At 72.7% G+C, this 22,845-nt stretch carries 18 protein-coding genes; 7 read left to right on the top strand and 11 right to left on the bottom strand.

What is annotated here, in order from left to right:
- Window positions 1–152: 152 nt before the first annotated feature.
- The 4 genes from EIY87_RS26580 to EIY87_RS26565 form a co-directional block, all read right to left on the bottom strand.
- Window positions 153–1,640: a hypothetical protein gene (locus EIY87_RS26580; RefSeq protein WP_125312607.1), complete on the bottom strand. Its 1,488-nt coding sequence runs from the start codon at window positions 1,638–1,640 to the stop codon at window positions 153–155.
- 128 nt (window positions 1,641–1,768) lie between these two features.
- Window positions 1,769–3,139, bottom strand: a complete 1,371-nt coding sequence (locus EIY87_RS26575) for a cystathionine beta-synthase (RefSeq protein WP_125312606.1) — start codon at window positions 3,137–3,139, stop codon at window positions 1,769–1,771.
- A gap of 331 nt (window positions 3,140–3,470) precedes the next feature.
- A complete protein-coding gene (locus EIY87_RS26570) occupies window positions 3,471–4,418 on the bottom strand; it encodes a pentapeptide repeat-containing protein (RefSeq protein ID WP_125312605.1) in 948 nt (315 codons plus the stop codon).
- A 75-nt stretch (window positions 4,419–4,493) separates the two neighbouring features.
- On the bottom strand, window positions 4,494–5,084 hold the full coding sequence (locus EIY87_RS26565) for a cysteine hydrolase family protein (protein ID WP_125312604.1): 591 nt from the start codon (window positions 5,082–5,084) through the stop codon (window positions 4,494–4,496).
- Window positions 5,085–5,165: 81 nt separating this feature from the next.
- On the opposite strand from EIY87_RS26565, the gene EIY87_RS26560 reads away from it, so the two are divergent.
- Window positions 5,166–6,158 carry a GlxA family transcriptional regulator gene (locus EIY87_RS26560; RefSeq protein WP_125312603.1) on the top strand — a complete coding sequence of 331 codons (993 nt, stop codon included), beginning with the start codon at window positions 5,166–5,168 and terminating at the stop codon, window positions 6,156–6,158.
- A gap of 101 nt (window positions 6,159–6,259) precedes the next feature.
- The gene (locus EIY87_RS26555; protein WP_125312602.1) at window positions 6,260–7,480 is read left to right on the top strand and encodes an acetyl-CoA C-acetyltransferase; all 1,221 of its coding nucleotides are present in this window, start codon (window positions 6,260–6,262) and stop codon (window positions 7,478–7,480) included.
- 51 nt (window positions 7,481–7,531) lie between these two features.
- Here the strand turns inward: EIY87_RS26555 and EIY87_RS26550 are convergent, their stop codons facing one another.
- The 3 genes from EIY87_RS26550 to EIY87_RS26540 form a co-directional block, all read right to left on the bottom strand.
- Window positions 7,532–8,800, bottom strand: coding sequence for a YeeE/YedE family protein (locus EIY87_RS26550; protein ID WP_125312601.1), 1,269 nt, complete (start codon window positions 8,798–8,800; stop codon window positions 7,532–7,534).
- A gap of 76 nt (window positions 8,801–8,876) precedes the next feature.
- A complete protein-coding gene (locus tag EIY87_RS26545) occupies window positions 8,877–9,566 on the bottom strand; it encodes an LppU/SCO3897 family protein (RefSeq protein WP_125313534.1) in 690 nt (229 codons plus the stop codon).
- 194 nt (window positions 9,567–9,760) lie between these two features.
- The gene (locus EIY87_RS26540; protein WP_125312600.1) at window positions 9,761–10,594 is read right to left on the bottom strand and encodes a Bax inhibitor-1/YccA family protein; all 834 of its coding nucleotides are present in this window, start codon (window positions 10,592–10,594) and stop codon (window positions 9,761–9,763) included.
- A 311-nt stretch (window positions 10,595–10,905) separates the two neighbouring features.
- Between EIY87_RS26540 and EIY87_RS26535 the strand changes: the two genes are divergently transcribed.
- The 4 genes from EIY87_RS26535 to EIY87_RS26520 all read left to right on the top strand — a co-directional run bounded on the left by EIY87_RS26535 (window position 10,906) and on the right by EIY87_RS26520 (window position 16,705).
- On the top strand, window positions 10,906–12,345 hold the full coding sequence (locus EIY87_RS26535; protein WP_125312599.1) for an MSCRAMM family protein: 1,440 nt from the start codon (window positions 10,906–10,908) through the stop codon (window positions 12,343–12,345).
- Between the two features lie 349 nt (window positions 12,346–12,694).
- A complete protein-coding gene (locus tag EIY87_RS26530) occupies window positions 12,695–13,354 on the top strand; it encodes a class F sortase (protein WP_225440150.1) in 660 nt (219 codons plus the stop codon).
- A gap of 100 nt (window positions 13,355–13,454) precedes the next feature.
- Complete coding sequence (locus EIY87_RS26525) at window positions 13,455–15,449, top strand: SDR family oxidoreductase (protein ID WP_125312598.1); 1,995 nt, start codon at window positions 13,455–13,457, stop codon at window positions 15,447–15,449.
- A gap of 116 nt (window positions 15,450–15,565) precedes the next feature.
- Complete coding sequence (locus EIY87_RS26520) at window positions 15,566–16,705, top strand: coiled-coil domain-containing protein (RefSeq protein ID WP_125312597.1); 1,140 nt, start codon at window positions 15,566–15,568, stop codon at window positions 16,703–16,705.
- A gap of 66 nt (window positions 16,706–16,771) precedes the next feature.
- Here the strand turns inward: EIY87_RS26520 and EIY87_RS26515 are convergent, their stop codons facing one another.
- Genes EIY87_RS26515 through EIY87_RS26500 form a run of 4 tightly spaced genes read right to left on the bottom strand, consistent with a single transcriptional unit; the run spans window position 16,772 to window position 19,288 of the window.
- Window positions 16,772–18,097 (bottom strand): amidase, encoded by a 1,326-nt coding sequence (locus EIY87_RS26515; protein ID WP_125312596.1) that lies wholly within the window; start codon window positions 18,095–18,097, stop codon window positions 16,772–16,774.
- A gap of 27 nt (window positions 18,098–18,124) precedes the next feature.
- The gene (locus EIY87_RS26510) at window positions 18,125–18,727 is read right to left on the bottom strand and encodes a helix-turn-helix transcriptional regulator (RefSeq protein ID WP_125312595.1); all 603 of its coding nucleotides are present in this window, start codon (window positions 18,725–18,727) and stop codon (window positions 18,125–18,127) included.
- Window positions 18,728–18,773: 46 nt separating this feature from the next.
- Window positions 18,774–19,031: a WXG100 family type VII secretion target gene (locus tag EIY87_RS26505; RefSeq protein WP_125312594.1), complete on the bottom strand. Its 258-nt coding sequence runs from the start codon at window positions 19,029–19,031 to the stop codon at window positions 18,774–18,776.
- A complete protein-coding gene (locus tag EIY87_RS26500; RefSeq protein ID WP_125312593.1) occupies window positions 19,028–19,288 on the bottom strand; it encodes a WXG100 family type VII secretion target in 261 nt (86 codons plus the stop codon). Before EIY87_RS26500 ends, EIY87_RS26505 begins: the two co-directional genes overlap by 4 nt.
- Before the next feature lie 175 nt (window positions 19,289–19,463).
- On the opposite strand from EIY87_RS26500, the gene EIY87_RS26495 reads away from it, so the two are divergent.
- Window positions 19,464–22,718: a BTAD domain-containing putative transcriptional regulator gene (locus tag EIY87_RS26495; RefSeq protein ID WP_125312592.1), complete on the top strand. Its 3,255-nt coding sequence runs from the start codon at window positions 19,464–19,466 to the stop codon at window positions 22,716–22,718.
- Window positions 22,719–22,845: the final 127 nt, after the last annotated feature.

Genomic DNA, 22,845 nt, shown 5'->3' with positions numbered 1-22,845 from the left:
CCGGACGGCGGAACCCAAGATCATTATTGTGCGGTAGCGGCGGAAATCATGTCACGCGAGCTTTTGTCCTCTTCGGACAATTGCGGATTCGGCCCGTGAATGCAGCGTGCCCCGGAGCCGAATGGGCTCCGGGGCACGGGATGGCGTTCAGTTCACCACTGCTGCGGCGGCTGGCCGGGCTGGCCGAACCCACCGCTCGGCGGGCCCTGCTGGCCCGGCTGCTGGCCGTAGCCCTGCGGCGGCTGGCCCGGCTGCTGCGGGTAGCCCTGCGGGGGCTGACCCGGCTGGCCGTACCCGCCCGGCTGCTGCGGCTGACCGGGGAAGCCCCCGCTCGACGGCTGCGGGAACCCGCCGCTCGACGGGTTGGTGCCGCCCGGCTGGCCGTAGCCCGGGGGCTGGCCGTAGCCCTGCGGCGGCTGCCCGAAGCCCTGCGGCGGACCGGGCTGGCCCGGCTGGCCGAAGCCGCCCGGCTGCTGCGGGCCACCGAAGCCCTGGGGCGGACCACCGAAGCCCTGCGGCCCGGCCGGCGCGGTACCGCCGCCGAGGCCGACGAACTGCGCGGTCGCCGGGATCAGGCCGAGCACACCCGCGATGAGGATGAGCACGCCGAGGATCAGCGGCGGGAGCCCGAGGCCGAAGGTGTCCTTCGCGGACGCCGAAACCTGCGCGAGCGCCTCGGCCTTCGGCGTCATGCCGATCTTGAGCAGCAGCGCGAACAGCGTGAGCAGCGCACCGCCCGCGACGACCACGATCGGGACGAGCTTCTTGATGCCGCCCAGCTTGCCCGCGAGGGCGAGGCCGACACCGCCGGCGAGGGAGAGCAGCGAGCCGACCAGGATCATGATCACGTAGAACCAGACGGTCCCCGGGCCGATGATGCCGAGCCGGTCGAGGACGTCCTTGATCGCTTCCTGGCTGGGCGCGCTGTCGAAGAGCTTGGAGTAGTCGCTCGCGTCGCCCATGTAGCCGAAGGAGATGATCAGCGCGATCAGGCCCATGACCGCGACGACGCCGCCGGCGATGTAGCCGTACAGGGCGTTGCCGCCACCCGCCGGAGCCGCGCCGAACGGCTGCGGCTGCCCGCCGAAGCCGGGCTGCTGCGGGCCGCCGAACCCGGGGGCGCCGAAGCCCTGCGGGGGCTGGCCCGGCTGGCCGAAGCCACCCGGCTGCTGCCCGAACCCGCCCGGCTGACCGGGCTGGCCGAAGCCGCCCTGCTGCTCGGGCTGGCCGAACCCGCCCGGCTGCTGGCCGAACGCCGCGGCCGGGTTGTCGGCCGCGCTCGGCGGCGGGGTGTACGGGATCCCCTGGGGCTGGGAGCCCGGCGGGACCAGCTGGGTGGAGTCCGCGCCCGGGGCGTCGCCGCCGCCGACCGGGTTCACCATCTGGGTCGCGTTCGCGTCGACCGGCGGCATCGCCTGGGTCGCGCCCGCCCCGCCCTCACCCGGCTGGGCAGGCTGGACGACCTGGGTCGGCTCCGGCGTCTCCCCGAACGGGGAACCGCTCTGGGGCTGGGCGGGCTGGACGACCTGGGTCGGTTCCGGGCTGCCGAACGGGTCCTGCTGCGGCTGGGGGCCACTCGGCGGGCCTTGAGGTGGCTGGCCGCCACCCCACGGCTGGTTCGGTGGCTGCGGTGCACTCATGTGGGTCTTGAACCCCCTTGACGAGGACGCGAAAGTGTTCTACTCGCGCCCACGCTATCGGATCACCCGGCAGGGCGCTCGTAACGCCCCTGCCGGGTCCGCCGATTAAGACACTTCTCAGGCTCTGTTCAACGCCCGGCCAGGAAGCCCAGGAGGTCGTGCCGGGTGACGACGCCCGCGGGCTTGCCGTCGATCAGCACGAGGGCACCGTCGGCGCTCTCGAGCGCGGTCATCGCCGAGCCCACCTGCTCGCCGCCGCCGATCGTCGGCAACGGCGGGGACATGTGCCGGTCGAGCCGGTCGGCGGGCTGCGCCTTCCCGGTGAACAGCGCGTCGAGCAGGTCGCGCTCGTTGACCGCGCCGACGACCTCGGCGGCCATCACCGGCGGCTCCGCGCTGACCACCGGCATCTGGCTGACGCCGAACTCGGCCAGGATCGCGATGGCCTCGGCGACCGTCTCGTTCGGGTGCGAGTGCACCAGGCTCGGCAGCGAGCCGCTCTTCTTGGTGAGCACGTCGGCGACCGTCGCGCCGGAGGAGTCGGGCGGCAGGAAGCCGAAGGACGACATCCAGGTGTCGTTGAACACCTTGGTCAGGTAGCCGCGGCCGCCGTCGGGCAGCAGCACGACCACGACGTCGTCCTCGGTGAGCCGTTCGGCGAGCTTGAGCGCGGCCGCGACGGCCATCCCGCAGGAGCCGCCGACCAGCAGCCCCTCTTCGAGCGCGAGCCGGCGGGTGATCTGGAACGAGTCGGCGTCGGAGACCGGGATGATCTCGTCGGCGATGTTGCGGTCGTAGGTCTCCGGCCAGAAGTCCTCGCCGACGCCCTCGACCAGGTACGGCCGCCCGGTGCCGCCGGAGTAGACCGAGCCCTCCGGGTCGGCGCCGACGACCTGCACGCGGCCGTCGCTGACCTCCTTGAGGTACTTGCCGGTGCCGGAGATCGTGCCGCCGGTGCCGACGCCGGCGACGAAGTGCGTGATCTTCCCGTCGGTCTGCTTCCACAGCTCCGGGCCGGTGGAGAGGTAGTGGCTCTCCGGGTTCTGCGGGTTGGCGTACTGGTTGGGCTTCCAGGCGCCGTCGATCTCGCGGACCAGGCGGTCGGAGACGTTGTAGTAGGAGTCGGGGTGCTCGGGCGCGACCGCCGTCGGGCACACCACGACGCGGGCGCCGTACGCCTTGAGCACGTTGCGCTTGTCTTCGCTGACCTTGTCCGGGCAGACGAACACGCACTGGTAGCCCTTGCGCTGCGCGACCATGGCCAGGCCGACGCCGGTGTTCCCGGACGTCGGTTCCACGATCGTGCCGCCCGGGCGCAGCTCGCCGGAGGCTTCGGCGGCTTCGATCATGCGCAGCGCGATGCGGTCCTTGACCGAGCCACCCGGGTTCAGGTACTCGACCTTGGCCAGCACGAGCGGCTTGAGCCCCTTGGTCAACGAGTTCAGCTTGACCAGCGGGGTGTTGCCCACGAGGTCTGCGATGTGCTCTGCGTACTCCACGCTTGCCAGCCTAAACGGCCGACCGGTGGCGTTGTCCACCTCACGCGCGATCGGGGCCCGGGGGCCTCCGGGTGCGCGTCGGTGATGCCGGGCAGCGGCAGCGAGGTCGGACGGCCCGGCGAGGACTCCTCAGGCAGCCACCAAGCCGCTCGTCCGCACCGGTTCCGGCCCGAGGGCCGCCGCACGCTGAGCCGTCATCCCGTCCCGGAGGGTCCACCCGGCGCCGATCGGCACGCGGCAACCCGTCCGCAAAACCAGGCACACCCGACCGGTGATCATCGCCAGTTCACCTCCCGTGTCGTGGAACGGCGACTTCACTGAGAACACGATCCTAGCGACGCTCCGGTTGTCCCGGCTCATCCTTTCGTGTCAATTCCGCCCAGCCCGGCCGGTCGGCGAGCGCCCGTTCTTCCCAGCCCGGCGGCCAGGTCCGGGGAAATCCGCGTTGCGCGGTCGAGCCGGCCAGCCGCGCCGCCGACTTGCTGCCGAAATCGGCCGGACCAGCGAAAACGGCGCCGTTGAAGGAATCGCGCTCGCCGCCGAAAACGGTTCCGCGGAAATCGGCGCGGTCCTTGAACTCGGCTTTGTTGAAGTCCGCTTTGGTGCGGAATTCGGTACCGCGGAACGCGGCCAGCTCGAAGAACGTCGTGCCGTAGCAGACGATCGACCGGATCGAGCAGTGCGTGAGCGTCAGCCCGACGAGCTTCGCCCCGGAGAAGTCGAGGTCGATGTCGGGCCAGAAGCCGCCGTTCGGGGTCTCGGGCTTGCCGGGCCGCAGGTGCAGCAGCAGGATGCGCTGCGCGGTCTTGCGGACCTGCAGCTCCTCGAGGTGCTCGGCGTCGTGCTCGTACGGCATCCGCAGGTAGGCGCAGAAGACGTTGACGATCGTCTGCCGGTGCTCGGGGTACCCGCCGGCGAGCCGTTCGAGCGCGTAGAGCCCGGCGAGCCGCACGGGCGCCTTGTCGCTGCCGAGCTGGTCGGCGGCCTTCCCGTAGATCTCGGTGACCCGCCGCTCGGTGGCGTCGTGGTCCTTCTGCACGAGGTCCAGCTCGGCGGACCGCTGCCGCCGCGCGGCGAGCAGCAGCGCGGCGGCACCCCCGGTCCCGACGACGATGTTGGCGGCGGTCTTGAGCGCGTCCAGCCGCGCGGAATCCTCCGGACGGCCGCCGCCCAGCAGGGTGAGCAGCAGGGTGGCCGACACCGCGGCGAGCACCAGGAGCCCGGCGCCCCACAGCAGGATCGTCCTGGTCCGCAGCACGCGCTCGAGTTCGTTGGCCACGGGCCCCGATCCTGCCAGTCACCGGGCGGTCGCACACCGGGTTCGGGACGGCCGGCACCGGCCACCCGCCCTCGGCTACCTCAAATCGCCGACGCTCGCCACGACCACCCCGTACAGGTCCGCGATCGTCGCCAGCGCGCTGTGGTGCAGCTGCTCGGCACTCACCTCCGCGACCGCCGTCGCCAGCGGCCGGGTCGCGCACGCTTCCGCCACCACCGTCGGGGTGTTGCCGCGCAGGAACGCGCCCTCCGCGGTGAACGTGACGCACATGTTGGTCATGAACCCGGCCACCACCACGGTCTCGTTGCCCGCCGCGTCCACCAGCTCGCCCAGGTCCGTGCCCACGAAGGCGTTCGGAGCGGCCTTCACGACCACCGGCTCTCCCTCGGCCGGGGCGACGTCCGGGTGGATGGCGCCGATGTCGGTCCGGACGTCGTACGCGCTGCCCGCGCCGCCGTCGTGGGCGACGTGGACAACCTTCGCGCCGGCCGTTCTGGCGCGGGTCAGCAGGTCCTTGGCGGCGGTCAGCGCGGGCCGCCAGCCGTCCAGCTCCATGACTCCCCTCGTGTACGTGTTCTGGTAGTCGACCAGGATCAGCGTCGACCCGGCCAGTGCGGCGGGGGTCCGGTCGAGCCCGCTCAGCTCCCGCAGCGTCGTCCTCGGCATTTCTCGTTCCTTTCGTCGGCCCCACCGACGCTAAAGTCGGCCGTGCGTGTCGGCAATGACATGCGAGACGCAGAAACCGACATGGGAGTGCGCACGGTGGAACGGCTGATCGTCGTGGTCCTGTTCGACGGGGCCGACCTGCTCGACGTGACCGGCCCGGCCGAGGTCTTCTCGCTGCTGCAACGGGAGCTGGACCGCCCGTCCGGCTACCGCGTCGTGCTCGCGGCCGGGGCGGCGGACCCGGTGACGACGTCGGCCGGCGTGCGCGTGCTGCCGGACACCACCTTCGACGACCTCGCCGGGCGGGCGATCGACACGCTGGTCGTGCCGGGCGCCGTGACCGTCGGGCCGCACCGGGAGATCGTCGCCGAGTGCGATCCCGCCGTGGTCGACGCCGTCCGCGAGCTGGCCGCGCGGGCGCGGCGGGTGGCGTCCGTCTGCGTCGGGGCGCACGTGCTCGCGGCCGCCGGGCTGCTCGAGGGCAAGCGCGCCACCACGCACTGGTCCACCGCCCGGCAGCTCGCCGAGGAGCACCCCGGGGTCGCCGTGGACGCCGACCCGATCTTCATCCGCGACGGCGACGTGTGGACCGGGGCCGGCCTGACCGCCTGCCTCGACCTCGCGCTGGCGCTGGTGGAGGACGACTTCGGCCCGGAACCGGCGGCCCGCGTCGCCCGCCAGCTCGTCATGTTCCTGCGCCGGCCCGGCGGGCAGAGCCAGTTCAGCGTGTCCCTCGAACCGGCGTCGGCGACCCGGCGGGTCGAGCAGCTGCGCCACCACATCGCCACCCACCTCACCGAGCCGCTGACCGTCACCGACCTGGCCGCGCACGCCCACCTCACCGACCGGCAGCTCACGCGCGTGTTCAAGGCGGAGCTGGGCATGACACCCGCCGCGTACGTCGAGCACGCGCGGGTCGAGGCCGCCCGCCAACGGCTGGAAACGACCGACGACACCCTCGCCCGCGTCGCCACGACCTGCGGGTTCGGCACGGTGTCGACGCTGACCCGGTCGTTCCGCCGCCGGCTGACCACGACGCCGGGCGAGTACCGGGAGCGGTTCCGGATCCGGTAGGCCCAGCCAAGCTCACACCGGCTTCGACTTTGCGCGCCGCGCTCCAGGCGGCACTATGTGAGCAACCGCTTAGTGACCGTCGATACGAGGATGTGTCCGTCATGCCCGAAGCCGTCATCGTCTCCGCCGCGCGCTCGCCCATCGGCCGCGCCAACAAGGGCTCGCTGGTCAGCCTGCGGCCCGACGACCTGACCGTGCAGATGGTCCAGGCCGCGCTGGCCAAGGTGCCGCAGCTGGACCCCGCCGACATCGACGACCTGATGCTCGGCTGCGGCCTGCCCGGCGGCGAGTCCGGGTTCAACATGGGCCGCGCGGTCGCCGTCGAGCTGGGCTACGACCACCTGCCCGGCTGCACCATCACCCGGTACTGCTCCTCCAGCTTGCAGACCACCCGGATGGCCTTCCACGCGATCAAGGCCGGCGAGGGCGACGTCTTCATCTCGGCCGGCGTCGAGACCGTGTCCCGGTTCTCGAAGGGCAGCTCGGACTCCTGGCCCGACACCCACAACCCGCTCTTCGCCGACGCCGAAGGGCGCACCCAGGCGACCGCGGAGTCCGGCACCGACACCTGGACCGACCCGCGCACCGAGGGCAACCTGCCGGACGTCTACATCGCGATGGGCCAGACCGCGGAGAACCTCGCGCGGCTCAAGGGCGTGTCCCGCGAGGAGATGGACGAGTTCGGCGTCCGCTCGCAGAACCTCGCCGAGAAGGCCATCGCGGACGGCTTCTGGGCCAAGGACATCACCCCGGTGACGCTGGCCGACGGCACGGTCGTCTCGAAGGACGACGGCCCGCGCGCCGGCGTCACGCTCGAAGGCGTCTCCGGCCTGAAGCCGGTCTTCCGCCCGGACGGCCGGGTCACCGCGGGCAACTGCTGCGCGCTCAACGACGGCGCCGCGGCACTGGTGATCATGTCCGACACCAAGGCGCGCGAGCTGGGCCTGACGCCGCTGGCGCGGATCGTGTCCACCGGCGTGACCGGCCTGTCGCCGGAGATCATGGGCTACGGCCCGGTCGAGGCGTCCAAGCAGGCGCTCTCGCGCGCGGGGCTGTCCATCGGCGACATCGACCTGGTCGAGATCAACGAGGCCTTCGCGGCGCAGGTCATCCCGTCCTACAAGGACCTGGGCATCGACCTCGACCGGCTCAACGTCAACGGCGGCGCGATCGCGGTCGGCCACCCGTTCGGCATGACCGGCGCCCGGATCACCTCGACGCTGATCAACTCCCTGCAGCACCACGACAAGCAGTTCGGCCTCGAGACGATGTGCGTCGGCGGCGGCCAGGGCATGGCGCTGATCATCGAGCGCCTTTCCTGATCCCGGAAACGAAGAAGGCCCCCGCTCGCGAGCGGGGGCCTTCTTCGTGTGTCAGCAGACGCTGTCGGTCGGCACCGGGTTCGCCAGCCCGAACAGCGGGCGCAGCTTCAGGCCGACCCACGTGCCGCCGAGCGCGAACACGCCCCACAGCCAGCCGTGCACGCTGCCGGTGGAGATGCCGCCGAGGTACGCGCCGATGTTGCAGCCGCCCGCCATGCGCGCGCCGACGCCCATCAGGACGCCGCCGAGGATTGCGGCGACGGCCGTGCGCCACGGGATCGAGCTGTGGATCTTCCACGCGCCCGCGGCCGCGGCGGCCACCGCGGCGCCGATCATGATCCCGATGTCGGTCAGGCTGGTCTTGTCCTTCCAGATCGGGTTGGCCAGCGACGTCGCGTTGGACTTCTGCTGCCAGAACTCCCACGTCTCCGGGTGCAGCCCGAACACCTGCAGGATCTTCGCGCCCCAGAGGGAAAACGCGCTCGTGACGCCCCAGATGCCGCCGGACACCAGGAACACCGCGCCGGCCAGCACGCCCAGCACGACCGCGCCGACGAGCAGCGGCCACGAACCGCGGAAGACCCGGGCGAAGCCGCAGGCGGTCGGCACGACGTCGACCGGCGGTGGCGTGCGGCGGCGCTGCACCGCGCGCGTGACCAGGACGATCGCGGCGAGCACGGCGATCGTGATCGCCCAGGAACCGAACCAGCCGACGTGGTCGGCCAGCAGCACGCCCTTGACCTCGGGCCAGCCCGACAGCACCGGGTACGCCCAGGTGTAGAGCACCGACCCGGCGATGAAGCCGCCGAGGGTCAGCACGATCGTGGACTGGCCGGACCCGACCGCGAACAGCGTGCCGGACGCGCACGCGCCGCCGAGCTGCATGCCGATCGCGAAGAGCGTCGCGCCGACGAAGAGGGCGAGGCCGAGCGCACCCGCCGTCGGCGCCGGCTTGCTGCCGAACAGGCCGCTGCCGGTGCCCGCGATCAGCGCGATGAGCGTCGCGGCGGTGCCGAGCAGGAGGGTGTGGGCCCGCAGGCCCTGGCCGTTGCCGACGGCGATGAGCTGGCGCCACGCCGACGTGAAACCGAAGCGCGAATGGAAAAGCGCGAGCCCGAGGCCCAGGCCGAGCAGCAGCAGGACGCCGAACTTGGCGCCGTAGCTCGCCCAGACGTAGGCGGTCAGGCCGGCCGCGAGGACGCCGGCGACGGCCAGCGGAACCACGCGGACGGGCTCCTCGGGCCGCGGCACGGGCGCCGCGCAGGAGGTCGGAAAATCGAGGAACTTCTTGTCACCGGCTGGGGATTCGGTCGTCGCCACCCGCTGAAGTTAGATCCGGTGATCGATTCACCGCAGCTCGTCGCACACTGTGGGACGAGCCGCGGTGAGCCGGGGACTACTCGTTCGTCTTGACGCACATCGTCGTCGCGGGCTCCGGGTACACGGCCACGCGCGTGGCTTCCGTGTCCTGGCACAGGTTCTTGTCCGCCTGGCCCGAGATGACCTTCACCAGTTCGCCGTCCTTGGTGGGGTCGGTGCAGGAGACCTTCACGTAGCCCTTGGTCGTGGACGTGAAGTTCGCGAGGCAGTCGCCCTGCTTCGCGTTGATCATCAGGCACAGCTTGTACGAGCTGCGGCCGCTCACGGAGTAGGTGTCGTAGCCGGCGTCGGAGCCGCCCGGGCAGTCCTGGGACGAGCTGTCGAGCTTGGCCGCGATCTTGACGTTGGCCTTCGGGTCGTTGCAGTCCGCCTTCGCCGGGTCGTCCCCGCCGCGGGTGAACTCGGTGATGGTGAGGCAGTCACCGGCCTTGGAGCTGGCCGGCGAGTTCGCGAACGACACGATCCCCACGACGACGGCGACGATCACGACGACGCCGATGACGCCGAACTTGATGAAGGTGCCGGCCTTCGACTTCTTCGGCACCGGCGGCGCGGGCGGGAAGCCCTGCTGCCCCGGGGGGAACTGACCCGGCGGGAACTGGCCGGGCGGCGGGCCGTACTGGCCCTGCGGCGGCGTGCCGGGCTGGCCGTACTGCTGCTGCGGGTGACCGCCGGGAGGCGGCCCGTAGGGATCGGGCTGACCCACCGGCTGCTGGCCCCCGGGGGCCGGAGGGGGAACGCTCACTGTGAACCTCACACATGTGAAATGAAGAACCGACCGGGACATCAAACACGCAGGGTGAGCGTGATCCGCAGCGGGGTCCCCGAATGCATGAATTACCCACAGAAAAGGCGCCCCGTTGATTACGGAGCGCCTTCACTGCGGGACTGTGAGCCAAGTTACTCGCGGAGGTACGACAGCAGCCGCAGGATCTCCAGGTACAGCCAGACCAGCGTCGTCATCAGGCCGAACGCGGTGTACCAGGCCCACTTCGACGGCATGCCCTCGCGGATCATCCGGTCGGCCTGGTCGAAGTCGAGCAGGAAGCTGAACGCCGCGATGCCGATGCAGACGAGGCTGAAGATGATCGCGATCGGGCCGCCGTCGCGCAGCGGGTTGAAGCCGAAGATCAGGGAGCTGATCAGGTTGAACAGCATCAGGATCGCGACCCCGACGACGGCGCCGACGATCCACTTGGTCAGCTTCGGCGTCACCTTGACCGCGCCGGTCTTGTAGACCACCAGCATGCCGATGAAGACACCCGCGGTACCGATGATCGCCTGCAGCGCGATGCCGGGGTAGACGACCTCGAAGACGCCGCTCAGCGCGCCGAGGAAGAGACCTTCGGCAGCGGAGTAGATCAGCGTCAGCGGACCGCTCGGCTTCTGGCGGAAGATGATCACCAGGGAGATGACGAGCCCGACGATCAGGCCGCCGATCATCGCGCCGACGAGGGCGCCGGAGAGCCGGCCCGTCTCGGCCAGCGAGGTCTGGGCCCAGATCGCGGTGACGATCCCGACGAGCAGCGCGAGGCCGAGGCTCATGCCGGTCTTGACGACGACGTCGTCCACCGTCATGGGGCGGTCGCCTTCGCCGGAGGCGGCCTGGCCGGGGCCGTACCCGGGCACGCCGCCCTGGGGTTGGTTGAAGCCCACCGGGGGCCCGTACTGCCCGTAAGTCTGGGTTCCGCCGTGGGGCAGGTTGCGGAACGCCGGGTTGCTACTGGAACGCACCTGATCCTCCTGGATCTGCTGCTTTGTGGATCGACGCTGCATCGGGTTCAACGACCGCCGGGGACGTGCGGTTCCCGTCGAGTAAAGACGACTTTACTCGACCGCGGGCCCGTGGCCACGGCAGACACGGTAAGCGATGGAGATCACGACCGTTCGGCGACGGCCACTCGAAGGGCGGTAGACAGCCGGGCCCGTTCGGAGCGACGCTCACTGGGCGTGCCCGGTCGTTCACCGAACGCGCGCCGGGGAGTTGATCAATCGTGTGACCTGCGGCGATGTCGCCGCACGTCCGGCTAAGGAGCCTGCACACCATGACGTGGTCGACACACCCGCGCGCGGTCCGCCGCGCGCTCACCGCCCTCGCCGGCGCGGCACTGCTCGGCGTGCTCTCCGTGACCGCCGGCGCGCCCGCCGCGTCGGCCGCGAGCCAGGAGGGCGTCGGCCACCGGGTCGGCGCGGAGCCGGCGCCGCGGCCGGTCTGGCTGGGGTCCTACGTCGTCGGCGGGCAGCAGGTGTTCTGCGTGAGCTTCCGGCTCCGCGCGCCGGACACCGGCGAGCAGTACCGGCCCGGCGACGAGCTGCTGACGAAGTGGGGCACGAAGCTGCCCGCGGACCAGGCCGCGAACATCTCGTACCTGCTTATGCGCTACGGCGGGACCAAGGACGCCGACGAGGCGACCGCGCTCGCGCACCTGCTGCATTCGTGGACCGCGGCGCCGCGCACCCCGGCCGACCTGAACCCCGACCTGCCGTCGGACAAGATCGCCTACGACGCGCCCGGATACCTGAAGGCGATGGGCAAAGGCTCGGCCGACGCCGTCGAGCGGCTGACGACGGACGCCGAGACCAACCGTGGGCCGTGGACCGCCTCGGTGACCGCGCCGAAGGGCGACCAGCACCTCGGCGAAGCGGCCGAGTGGACCGCCACCGTGAAGAACGCGCGCGGCCAGGGCGTCCCGGACGTCGCGGTGAAGCTGACGGCGACGGACGGCACCCTGGGCGAGCCGGCCACCGCGGGCAACGCGAGCCCGCAGGCGGCCGCGAAGGGCGTCACGCTGAAGACCGGCGCCGACGGCACGGTGAAGGTGAAGCTGACCCCGGACGGCGAGCGCCCGAAGCTGGTGGCCTCGCTGTCCGCGCCGGCGGCCCGGCCCTACGTCCGCGTGCCGGTCGACACCGCGGCGCAGCGCGTCGTCTCCACCGGCGGCGAGCAGGAGCTGACCGCGCAAGGCGTCGTCCAGGTGGCGAAGCCGGGCAAGGTGCAGGTGACGAAGACCGACGCGAACACGGGCAAGGGCGTCGGCGGCGCGGTCCTGCGGATCACCGGCGCGGACAAGACGTCGGCGGCGACCGGCAACGACGGCAAACCGCTCCTCGGTGCCGACGGCAAGCCCGCGGTGGTCACCACGGACGGCGCGACCGGCGGGGTGGTCGTCGAGAACCTGCGGGCGCCGCAGGAGATCTGCGTCGTGGAGGCGAGCCCGCCGCCGGGGTACACGAACGCGTACGACCCGGAGAACCCGCCGTCGGCCTGCGGGACGGTGAAGCCGGGCGAGACGTTGGCGCTGACGGTGACCAACAAGCCGAACGAGGTCCCGCGCGCGATCCCGGCCGGGGACGCGCCGGTGGCGATGATGCGGGGCTCGGTGGAGACGAGCTATTCGGGGCTTGGGCTGGCCGGGATCGGGTTGCTGGTGGTGCTGGGCGCGGGCTTGGCGGGCTTCGCCGCGCGGCGCGCTTCGCGGAGGTAGCGGAGTGGCGAGGGACGCCGGTTGGCGGGGCGAGGACTGGTTCGTCGAGGAGTGGCATCGGGGTGTCGGCTGGGCGGCGGCCGACGACGAACCAGCCGGTGACTACGGCCAGGCCGCGGTCGGCGGCGAGCGCCAGGGCACTGGCCAGGCCGCCTCGCCCGGCGGCACCCGCTGGGCAGCAACCGGCGACCAGCAACACCGCACCGGCTGGGCGGCCGCGGATGCCGAGCACGCCACCGGCTGGGCTGCGGTCGGCGGCCAGCAGCACCGCGGCAGCTGGGTGCCCGGCGGCGACGAGTGGTCCGGCGACCACCGGAACCCGCGCGCGCCGAAACCCCGTCGTGGTCGGTTGCTCGCCGGGTTCGCGCTCGGTGCCGCCACCGTGATCGCCGTCCAGCTGGGCTCCTCCGTGGTCGCTTCACCGCCCGTGGCCGTCGTGGCCGGGACCGCACTGCCCGCCGCCGGTGCCGCCGCCCCCGCGGCCCGGACGTCCACGCCACCGCCGACGAGCACCGCGACCGCCGCCGCTCCCGCCGCCCAGCCGTCGTCGCCCGTCCAGCCGCCGCCCGCGCAACAGCCCGGGACCGTCCGGCTGCCCTCCGGCGCCACCGCCACCCTCGTGCGCAAGGACCTCGGCCCGGGCGGCGAACTCCCCATCCCCGCCGATCTCGGGCAAGCCACCTGGTGGGGCGCGGAACTCGACGCCGCCGGGGGCGCCAGCGTCTTCGCCGGGCACGTCAACTGGCGGGGTGCCACCGGGCCGTTCGCCGAGCTGTGGAGCGCCCGGATCGGCGGGGCGGTGACCGTTGTGGACGGTGCCGGGAAGACCTGGCGCTACCGGATCTCCCAGCTGCTCACCGTGCACAAGGACGACCTGCCCGCGCAGGCGGACGACCTGTTCGGCCAGTCCGGACCGCACCGCGTGGTGCTGGCGACCTGCGGTGGCCGGTGGGTCGGCGGTTCGGACGGCTACGAGGAGAACCGCATCGTCATCGCGGAGCCCGAATAAGTTACTCGTGAGTAACTTCACGTCCCGCCACGGTGGTCACGAACCTCCCGATGCAGCACAATGCCCAGGGTCAGGGCGTGGAGCGAGAGGTGTGAAGACGATGGCGACGTTCTTGGTGACCGGGGCGACCGGACTGATCGGGCGCCAGTTCACCCGGCTGCTGCTCTCCCGTCCCGACGACGACCGCGTCGCGCTGCTCGTCCGCGCGTCGTCGCGGGCCAAGCTGGCCGCGCTCGTCGACCAGTGGCCGCACTCCGACCGCGTCACGCTGGTGACCGGGGACCTCGGCGAGCCGCTGCTCGGGGTGTCCGAGGCCGACCGCGACGAGCTGCGCGGGCACGTCGACCACGTCGTCCACCTCGCCGCCCTCTACGACCTCACCGCCGACGACGAGGCGAGCATCAAGGCCAATGTGGACGGCACGCGGGCCGTCGTCGACCTCGCCGCGGACCTGCGCGCCGGCTGCCTGCACCACGTCTCCTCCGTCGCCGTCGCGGGCGACCACGAAGGCGTGTTCACCGAGGAGATGTTCGACGCCGGGCAGCGGCTGGTCACGCCGTACCACCGGACGAAGTTCGAGGCCGAGAAGATCGTCCGCGAGCAGACCGAGGTGCCGTGGCGGGTGTACCGGCCCGCGGTCGTCGTCGGGCACTCCGAGACCGGCGAAATGGACAAGGTCGACGGCCCCTACTACCTCTTCCCCGCGATCAACCGGCTCGCCGGGCTGCCGGACGTGCTGCCGATCGTCGGCCCCGACCTCGGCGACACCAACATCGTGCCGGTCGACTACGTGGCCAAGGCGCTGCTCGAGCTGGTCGTCAAGCCCGGGCTCGACGGGCACGCCTTCCACCTGGTCAACCCCGAGCCGCAGCCGGTCGTGTCCGTCTACAACGCCTTCGCGCGGGCCGCGGGCGCGCCGACGATCTCCGTGCAGCTGGGCGAAGGGCTCTCCAAGCGGATCGTCGGGCTGGTCAAGCTGACCGAGCACATCCCCGGCGTCACCATCGCCCGCGACGCCGTGATGGAGCGGTTCGGCATCCCGCCGGTGCTGCTGGAGACCATGGCGTTCCCGTCGGTGTTCTCCTCGGCCGAGACCCGCAAGGCCCTCGCGGGCACCGTCGACGTGCCGCGGCTGGAGGAGTACGCGCCGACGCTGTGGCGCTACTGGCGCGAGCACCTCGACCCGTTCCGCGCGCGCAAGCACGGCCCGCGCGGTGAGCTGGACGGCCGTCGCGTGATCATCACCGGCGCGTCTTCGGGCATCGGGCGCGCGACGGCGCTGAAGGTCGCCGCCGCGGGTGGTGTCCCGCTGCTCGTCGCGCGGCGCCAGCACGAGCTGGAAGAGGTCCGCGACGAGATCGTCGCCGCCGGCGGCACCGCGTCGGTGTACCCGGCCGACCTGACCGACGAGGACTCGGTGCGCAAGGCCGTCGACGCGATGCTGGCCGAGCACGGCCGGATCGACATGCTGGTCAACAACGCCGGCCGGTCGATCCGCCGGTCGATCAAGCTGTCCTACGACCGGATGCACGACTACGAGCGCGCGATGGCGATCAACTACTTCGGCGCGGTCCGGCTGATCCTCGCGGTGCTGCCGCACATGTCGGAGCGGAAGTTCGGGCACATCGTCAACGTGTCGTCGATCGGCGTCCAGGGCATCGCGCCGCGCTTCTCGGCGTACGCGGCTTCGAAGGCGGCGCTGGACTACTTCTCGCGGATCGCGGCGACCGAGACGCACGGCGACGGGATCACGTTCACCACCATCCACATGCCGCTGGTGCGCACGCCGATGATCCGGCCGACGAAGATCTACGACGCGTTCCCGACGAAGTCGCCGGAACAGGCCGCGGACATGGTGCTGAAGGCGCTCGTCGAGCGGCCCAAGCACATCGGCACGCCCGCCGGGCAGGCGATCGGGCTGGCGTACACGCTCACGCCGGGCCTCACCGACGCCATCGCGTACCAGGGTTTCCGGATCTTCCCGGACTCGGCCGCGGCGGGTGGTTCGGGCGGGCTGAAGATCGGCCGTGGCGAGAAACACCTTTCCAAGGCGGCGATGGCTCTCGCCCGGTTGTCGCGGGGCTTTCACTGGTGACGCTGAGTTTTCCCGCTGCGGCCGTTCCGGCGACGCGCCGCCCGGATGGCGACACGTGTTGGTGATTTGTTAAGCCGAAGGGCGTAAGCGGTCCGTGCCCAGGTACGGTCGGGCGCATGGTTCCTGAGCGCGACCCCGCCGCAACCGCCCTCAACGGCCTCCTCCCCCTCCGTCGTGAGTACACCCAGGCTTGGCACGGCTTCGACCGCAACGAAGTCCGCCAGTACCTCGACCACGTCGAGGCGCAGCTGCGCCGGGTGCTCAGCGAGCGCGACGCCGCCGTGGCGCAGGCCGCGACCGCGACCCGGGAGGCGGAGTCCGCCCGGCAGCAGGTCGCTTCGCTGGAAGCGCGCGTCGAGGAGCTCAAGAAACCGCCGGAGCGGCTCGAGGACCTCGACGAGCGGATGCAGCGGACGGTGACGCTCGCGCAGGCCCGCGCGGACGAGATCATCAAGCGCGCCGAGGCCGCCGCGGAGAAGACGTGGGCGGGCTCGACCGAGGCGTCGACGAAGCTGCGTGAGCGGTACACGAAGCTGGTCGCGGAGCTGGACAAGCAGGCCGACCTGCTGCACTCCGAGCACGAGAACGCGCTGGCGGAGACGCGCGCCGAGGTGCAGCGGCTGACCGTCGAGGCGGCTCAGCGGCGGGAGCTGCTGGACAACGAGGCGGAGCGGAAGCGGCGGAAGCTCGAGCGCGAGTTCGAGGCGTCGCAGACGGCGCAGCGGACGGCGCTGGAAAAGCACATCGCCGACCAGCGCACGGCGAGCAAGAACCAGGCCGAGCGCCGGATCGCCGAGGCGACGGCGGAAGCCAAGCGGCGGCTCGACGAGGCCACGGCGGAGGCCAAGCGCCGCCTCGACGAGGCGACCACGCAGGCGGCCCAGCGCACGACGGTGGCGAACCGCAAGGTCGAGCGGCTGGCGGAGATCCGCGAGCAGGCACGCAAGAGCCTGGCGATGGCGGAGGAAATCCTCAACCGCAGCGAGACGCAGCTGGCGACGTTGCCGGAGGAAGCGGTGATCCCCCAGGCGTCCAAGCTGGTCGGCGGCGACACGGAATCGGCCACGACGCCCGCCGCGCCGGTCGTCCCGGTGGTGCAGCCGCAGATCCCGGCGAAGGCCGCCGCGAAGCCGGCCCCGGCTCCCAAGCCCACGCCCGTCGCGAAGCCGGGCAACTCGAACGGCCCGGCCACGAAGCCCGCGAACGGCAACGGCGCCAAGCCGCTTTCCCCGACGGCGAGCAAGCCCGGCTCCTGACGCTTCCAAAAGCCGTGAAGGCCTCCTTACCGGGCAAAAAAGCCGGTAAGGAGGCCTTCACGGCTTTTACTTGCGGGCCGTGCGGGGCCAGGGGTTGGCCGCCTCCAGCTGGGCGGCCAGGCCGAGCAGCAGTGACTCGCCGCCCGGACGCGTCACCAGCTGGACCGACGTCGGCAGGCCGGAGACCACCGATCGCCCCACCGGGACCGTGATCGCCGGGTAGCCCGCGAAGTTCCACTGGCCGGTGAACCCGGCCAGGCGCGTCGACGGGAACACGTTCGTCAGCCACCGCTTCTCGTGCCAGCGGCCCGCCTTCACCGGCCAGTGCGACAGCGTCGGCGTCATCAGGACGTCGTGCGCCTCGAAGAACTCCGCCGCCCGCGCGACCCAGTTCTCGCGGGTCCGCTCGCGGATCAGGCCCGCGCGCTGGATCAGCCGTCCCGCTCGGACGTGCGCACGGGTCCGCCGCTGCAACCGCGAAAAGTCGAAGTCGCGAGCCTGGACGGCGGGTCCGGCGAGCCAGCGGGCCGTCATGCCCAGGACCATCGTCGCCGGGTAGCGCGGGGCCGACGCCGTCAGCATGTGGCCCGCGGACGCCAGGTGTCCTGCCGCGGTCGAGACCGCCGCCACCAGCTCCTTCGGGACCGGCGTGCGCAGCAGGGGCACCGTCGTGGACGTGCCGATGCGTACCGCGGACGGCGTCGGGACGGAAGCCAGCGAGGGGTCCGCGGCCAGCACCGAGAGCAGCACCGCCGTGTCGGCGACCGTCGTGGCCAGCGGGCCGTGCACCGACATGCCGAACCAGCCGCCCTCGGCCAGCAGCTGCGCGCTCGGCTTCAGGCCGACCAGGCCGCACATCGCCGCCGGCAGCCGGACCGAGCCCATGCCGTCGGAGCCGTGGGCCAGCGGGACCAGCCCGGCCGCCACCGCCGCCGCGCTGCCGCCGGACGAGCCGCCCGAGGCGTACGTCGGGTCCCAGGGGTTGCGGGCGATGCCGTCCGGGGTGTCGCTCATCGGCCAGACGCACAGCTCCGGCACGCGCGTCAGCCCGACGAGCACCGCGCCCGCGGCCCGCAGCCGCGCCGCGACCACGCCGTCCGCGGTGGCCGGCGAAGACGGACCGGCCAGCGAACCGTGCGAGGCGAACTCGCCCTCGATCTCCGTGACGTCCTTGACCGCGACGGGCACCCCGGCCAGCGGCAGCGACGCGAGGTCGGGCCGCGCGGCGACCGCCGCGGCCTCCTTCAGCGCCTCTTCGGCACGCACCCGCCGGAAGGCACCGACGACGCCGTCCGCCGCGGCGATCCGGTCGAGCGCCTCCTGGGTCACCCGGACCGGGTCGAGGGTCCCGGCGCGGACGGAGGCCGCGATCTCCACTGCCGTCAGCACCATGATCGCGACCCTAGCCGACGGAACGGCTCAGATGGCGCCCGCTCGCAGCGCGTAGGCGACGGCGTGCGCGCGGTTGTTGAGGCCGCAGCGGGTCATCAGGCCGTAGAGGACGTTCTTCACGGTCCGCTCGGAGTAGCACAGCTTCGCCGCGATCTCCTCGGTCCCGAACCCCTCGGCGACCAGGCGCAGGACGTCGCACTCGCGCGCGGCGAGCCCGGACAGCGTGAGCCCGTTCGGCTCCAGGACGTCCTTGCGCATCCGCTGGACCTGCGAAAGCAGCGCTCCTTGCAGCCGCGGCGGCAGGTTGGCCGTGCCGTCGCCCGCCGCGAGCACCGCCGTCACCAGCTCGGCGCCGCCCGTCTCGCGTCGCGGCAGGATCGCCACGACCCCGCACTCCAGCACCGCCATCAGGTCGCTCTCGCGGAAGTGCTCGACGACCAGCACCACGTGGGACGCCTTGGCCGCGCGGATCTCGCCCAGCACCGCCTCGGTGACGTGCTCCTCCATCACCAGCAGGACGTCCGGCACCAGGTCGGTCACCCGGACGTCCGGATGCGACTCCAGCAGGCTCTCGGCGCCGGCGTGCGTGATCGGGTCCGAGGCGAGGACGGTCACTTCCACGGGCTTCATGACCGCAGTGTGGCGGGCGCGCCTTCACGCCTTCCCTATTCCGTCTTCACGCGCGTGAAGACGTCTCCAGCTCCTCGACCGCCGCCCGCGCCCGCGCCAGCGAGCCGGGCATCCGCTCGGCCGCGCGCGCCCATTCGCGCTTGGCCCGCGCGTACTCCTCCCGCGCGGCGCCGGTCCAGCCGGCCAGGCCCGGTTCGACGTCGGTCTCCAGCTCGGCGAGCAGCTCGCCGAGCTCGCCGGTGATCGACCCCATCCGGTCGAGCACGAGGCCCGCGAAGCCGAACTCGAGTTCCCGCCGCGTCACGGCACGCGCTGCCGCGGCACCGGGCCGCCGCCGGTCGTCTCGAGCAGCCGGGCCAGCCGCGAGAGGATCACGTCGAACTCCTGCTCCCAGTCGTTCATCGCCTGGCCGAAGCGCACCGCGGACTCGCCCCGCCACGACGCCTGCACCATCGCCATCTCGCTGTTGACGTCGCGGAGCCGGGCGCGGGCCGCTTCGATGGTGTGCGCGAAGCGGGCGGCCGCCCGCCGCATCTCGTCCGTCGGCGCGGCTGTGGCCATGCGGAACTCCTCTCGAGGCGTTCCGAGGGTGGCAAACGCGGCGGCACCGGCGGAACCCCGCTCCCCGCCCGTTGCCCGAATGTCCGCCATCCTTGCCTGCCGGTTCACGACACCCGCGTATGCTCACGTCAGGCATCCGGCGCGTGACGTTTCGTCAGCGCACGAAGGGAGACCGATGTCGGCTGCGGACCGCTCCGCACCGAGACTCCAGCTGCTCGGCCCGGTCAAGGCGTGGCACGGCGAGGTGGAGCTCGACCTCGGCTCCGCGCACCGGCGGACGGTCCTCGCCGCGCTCGCGGTGAACCCGAACCGCACGGTCTCGCGCGAGGAGCTGATCGACGCCGTCTGGGGCGAGGCGCCGCCGCAGAGCGCCCAGGGTTCCATCTACACCTACGTCTCCGGCCTGCGGCGGGCGCTCGAACCCGGCCGCGCCAAGGGTGAAGGCCCGCAGCTGCTCGCGTCGATCGGGTCCGGCTACTCCCTGCGCCTCGACGCCGGCGCGATCGACGTCCACCGCTTCGAAGCCCTGCGCGAACAGGCGCTGCGCAAGCAGTCGGCCGGGGATCTCCGCGGCGCTCGCGAGGATCTCGAGGAAGCGCTCGGGCTCTGGCACGGCGTCCCGCTGTCCGGCCTGCCCGGGCCGTTCGCCGCCGCCCAGCGCGCGCGGCTCACCGAACTGCGGCTCGCGACGGTCGAGCGGCGCGCCGAAGTCGTCCTCGAATCGGGCGGGCACACCGAACTCGTCGCCGAGCTGACCGCGCTGACCCGCGAACACCCGTTCCGCGAAACGCTGCGCGGGCTGCTCATGCGGGCGCTGGTGCGCGCCGACCGGCGGACCGAGGCGATCGCGGTGTACACCGACGTCCGCGACCGGCTCGTCGAGTCGTCCGGCACCGAGCCCGGCCCGGCGCTGCGGCGGCTGTACGACCAGCTGCGCGAACAGCCCGCGGCCGCACCGGAACCGAAGCCCGCGCCGCCCGCGCGCCCGGCACGGCTCCCGGTCGCGGCGGTGCCCGAGCGCGCCGAGCTGTTCGTCGGCCGGGACGCCGAACTGGCCCGGCTCCGCGAAGCCGTCGACGGGCTCGGCGCGGGGACCGGCCGGTCGGTGTGGGTCGAAGGCGAGCCCGGCAGCGGCCGGACGGCGCTGCTGGCCGAACTGCTCGCCGAGGCCGCGGACTACACCCCCGCCTTCGCGGCCGCGGACGCGCTCGACCAGCGGTTCGCCCTGCGGCCGTTGCTCGACGCGCTGGGCGTGCACCCCGGCGCCGCCGGGCAGCGGGCCGTGCTGGCCACCCGGCTCGCCGAGCAACCCGGCGAGGACCCGGTCGACGGCCTGCTCGCGCTGGTCCGCGAGCTGTGCGCGGAAGGGCCGCTGGTGCTCGTGGTCGACGACCTGCACTGGGCCGACGACGCCACCCTGCGGGTCTGGCGGTACCTGAGCCGGGAGACGCGGCAGCTGCCGCTGCTGCTCGTCGGCGCCTGCCGCCCGGTGCCACGACCGGCCGCGCTCGACGAACTGCGGGCCGAGCTTGACAACGATGACACGACTGTCCTGGCACTGCCGCCGCTGCCGGAAAGCGCGGCCCGGGAGCTGGCCACCGAGCTGGTCGGGGCACCACCCGGGCCGGGCCTGCAGCTGCTGGTCTCCTACGCGGCCGGGAACCCGCGCTACACCAGGGAAATCGTCGAGACGCTGCTGGCGCAGTCGATGATCGTGCTCGACGGCGTCCACGCACACCTGGACGGCAACTCGTGCCAGAGCATCCCGGCGCCGCTGGGGTCACGGATCACGCTGTACCTGAGCTTCCTCTCCAGCGGCACGCGCGACACCCTGCGCTGGGCCGCGATGCTGGGCCGCGAGTTCTCGCTGTCGGACATCGCCGTCGCCACCGAACGGCCGCCGACGGCGCTGGTCGGCGCGGTCGACGAAGCGATCGCGTCCGGGGTGCTCGTCGAATCGGGCGACCGGCTGGCGTTCCGGCACCCGCTGGTGCGCCGGGTGCTCTACGAGAAGACGCCGGCGGCGATGCGCGTGGCGCTGCACCGGCAGCTGGCCGAGGCGTTCGCGGCCGCGGGGGCGCCCGCCGTCCGGGTCGCCGAACAGCTCGCCGCCGCGCCCGCGCAGGTGGACCCGTGGGTGACGACGTGGCTGCTGGAGCACATCGGGACGGTCGCCACCGAGACCCCGCGGATCGCCGTGGACTTGCTGCGCCACGCCATCACGCAGGGCGCGCTGGCGCCGGATGCGCGCGAGACGCTGACCGCGACCCTGGCCCGGCTGCTGTTCTGGCTCGGCCGGGAGCCCGAGGCCGAGGCGCGTTCGGTCGTGGCGCGGACGGCCGACAGCAGGCGCGCGGCCGAGATGCGCTGGATCCTGGCCTACGTCTACTACCGCCGCGGCGACTTCGCCGAGGCGACCGCCGAGCTGAAGCGGACCCTCGACGACTCCGACGTCCCGGAGATGTGGCGCGGGCGGCACGAGTCGCTGCTGGCCACGCTGGAGCGCCTCGGCGAGCAGACCGCGTTGGCACCGGCCGGGCTGCACCCGCTGGACGACGCGGCGCTGTCGGTGCCGAAGCTCGACAGCCTGGACGAAGCCGCGGAGCCGCTCGACGCCGCCCGCCGGATCGCCGCGACCCGCGCGGTGCCGGGCGAGATGCACCTGGCCGGCGCGGTGCACTACTACTGGCTGGGCCGCTGGCCCGAAGCGCTCGAAGAGCTGGACGCGGTGATCCGCGACGGCGCGGAAACGGCGTCGTACGTGTTGCGCAGCCCCGGGTCGACGTTGCTGGTGCACGGCGTCGGCGCGCTGATCGCCGGCCACCGTGGCGACCCGGACGGGGCCAGGACGCACCTGGACGCGGCCGACCGGCGGCAGTGGCCACCGGGCCTCGAGCCCGACGGCGGCGACTTCCTGCTGGCGGCCCGGGCGTTGCTGGCCGAGCAGGAGGGCCGCCCGGAAGCCGCGTTGGCCGCGCTCCTGCCGCTGCTGGAGGAGAACTACCCGCCCGCGGCCCGCCACCAGTGGCTCCCGGACCTGGTCCGGCTCGCGCTGCGGCTCGGCGAACCGCAGCGCGCCCACCAGGCCCTGCACCTGCTGGACCTCGAGGACGCTCCACCAGCCCACGCGGCGGCCGCCGCGCACTGCCGCGGCCTGGTGACCGGCGACCCCGAGCCGGTGCTCACCGCCGCCGGCCACTACCGCGTCGCCGGCCGGCTGCTCAAGCAGGCGAAGGCGACGGAGGACGCGGCGATCCTGCTGGCCGAGTCCGACCGGCTCGACGAGGCACGAGCGGCGTTCCGGGGCGCGTTGACGGCGTACACCGGGATGGGCGCGGTGTGGGACGTCCGGCGCGCGGAAGGCCGCATGCAGCCGTTCGGCATCCGCCGCGCGCACGCGGTCCGCCAGCGAGCCGCCGCCGGCGAGTGACCACCCTCCGGTCCGCACGCCCCCAATGTGGCGTTCGGTGCGCTCAACGCACCCAATGTGGCGTTCGGTGCGTCTGACGCACCCAACGCCACATTGGGGCGCTTGGGGTGCGCGCAACCTCTGCGGG

Source organism: Amycolatopsis eburnea (assembly GCF_003937945.1).
Lineage (GTDB): Bacteria > Actinomycetota > Actinomycetes > Mycobacteriales > Pseudonocardiaceae > Amycolatopsis > Amycolatopsis eburnea.
Note: the sequence above shows the minus strand (reverse complement) of the source record. Positions and strands in the feature narration are given on the sequence as shown.

Coding starts and splice junctions, on each gene's coding strand:
- EIY87_RS26580 (WP_125312607.1), bottom strand. CDS start 1,640: ATGAGTGCACCGCAGCCACCGAACCAGCCGTGGGGTGGCGGCCAGCCA.
- EIY87_RS26565 (WP_125312604.1), bottom strand. CDS start 5,084: ATGCCGAGGACGACGCTGCGGGAGCTGAGCGGGCTCGACCGGACCCCC.
- EIY87_RS26560 (WP_125312603.1), top strand. CDS start 5,166: ATGGGAGTGCGCACGGTGGAACGGCTGATCGTCGTGGTCCTGTTCGAC.
- EIY87_RS26555 (WP_125312602.1), top strand. CDS start 6,260: ATGCCCGAAGCCGTCATCGTCTCCGCCGCGCGCTCGCCCATCGGCCGC.
- EIY87_RS26535 (WP_125312599.1), top strand. CDS start 10,906: ATGACGTGGTCGACACACCCGCGCGCGGTCCGCCGCGCGCTCACCGCC.
- EIY87_RS26525 (WP_125312598.1), top strand. CDS start 13,455: ATGGCGACGTTCTTGGTGACCGGGGCGACCGGACTGATCGGGCGCCAG.
- EIY87_RS26520 (WP_125312597.1), top strand. CDS start 15,566: ATGGTTCCTGAGCGCGACCCCGCCGCAACCGCCCTCAACGGCCTCCTC.
- EIY87_RS26515 (WP_125312596.1), bottom strand. CDS start 18,097: ATGGTGCTGACGGCAGTGGAGATCGCGGCCTCCGTCCGCGCCGGGACC.
- EIY87_RS26510 (WP_125312595.1), bottom strand. CDS start 18,727: ATGAAGCCCGTGGAAGTGACCGTCCTCGCCTCGGACCCGATCACGCAC.
- EIY87_RS26500 (WP_125312593.1), bottom strand. CDS start 19,288: ATGGCCACAGCCGCGCCGACGGACGAGATGCGGCGGGCGGCCGCCCGC.
- EIY87_RS26495 (WP_125312592.1), top strand. CDS start 19,464: ATGTCGGCTGCGGACCGCTCCGCACCGAGACTCCAGCTGCTCGGCCCG.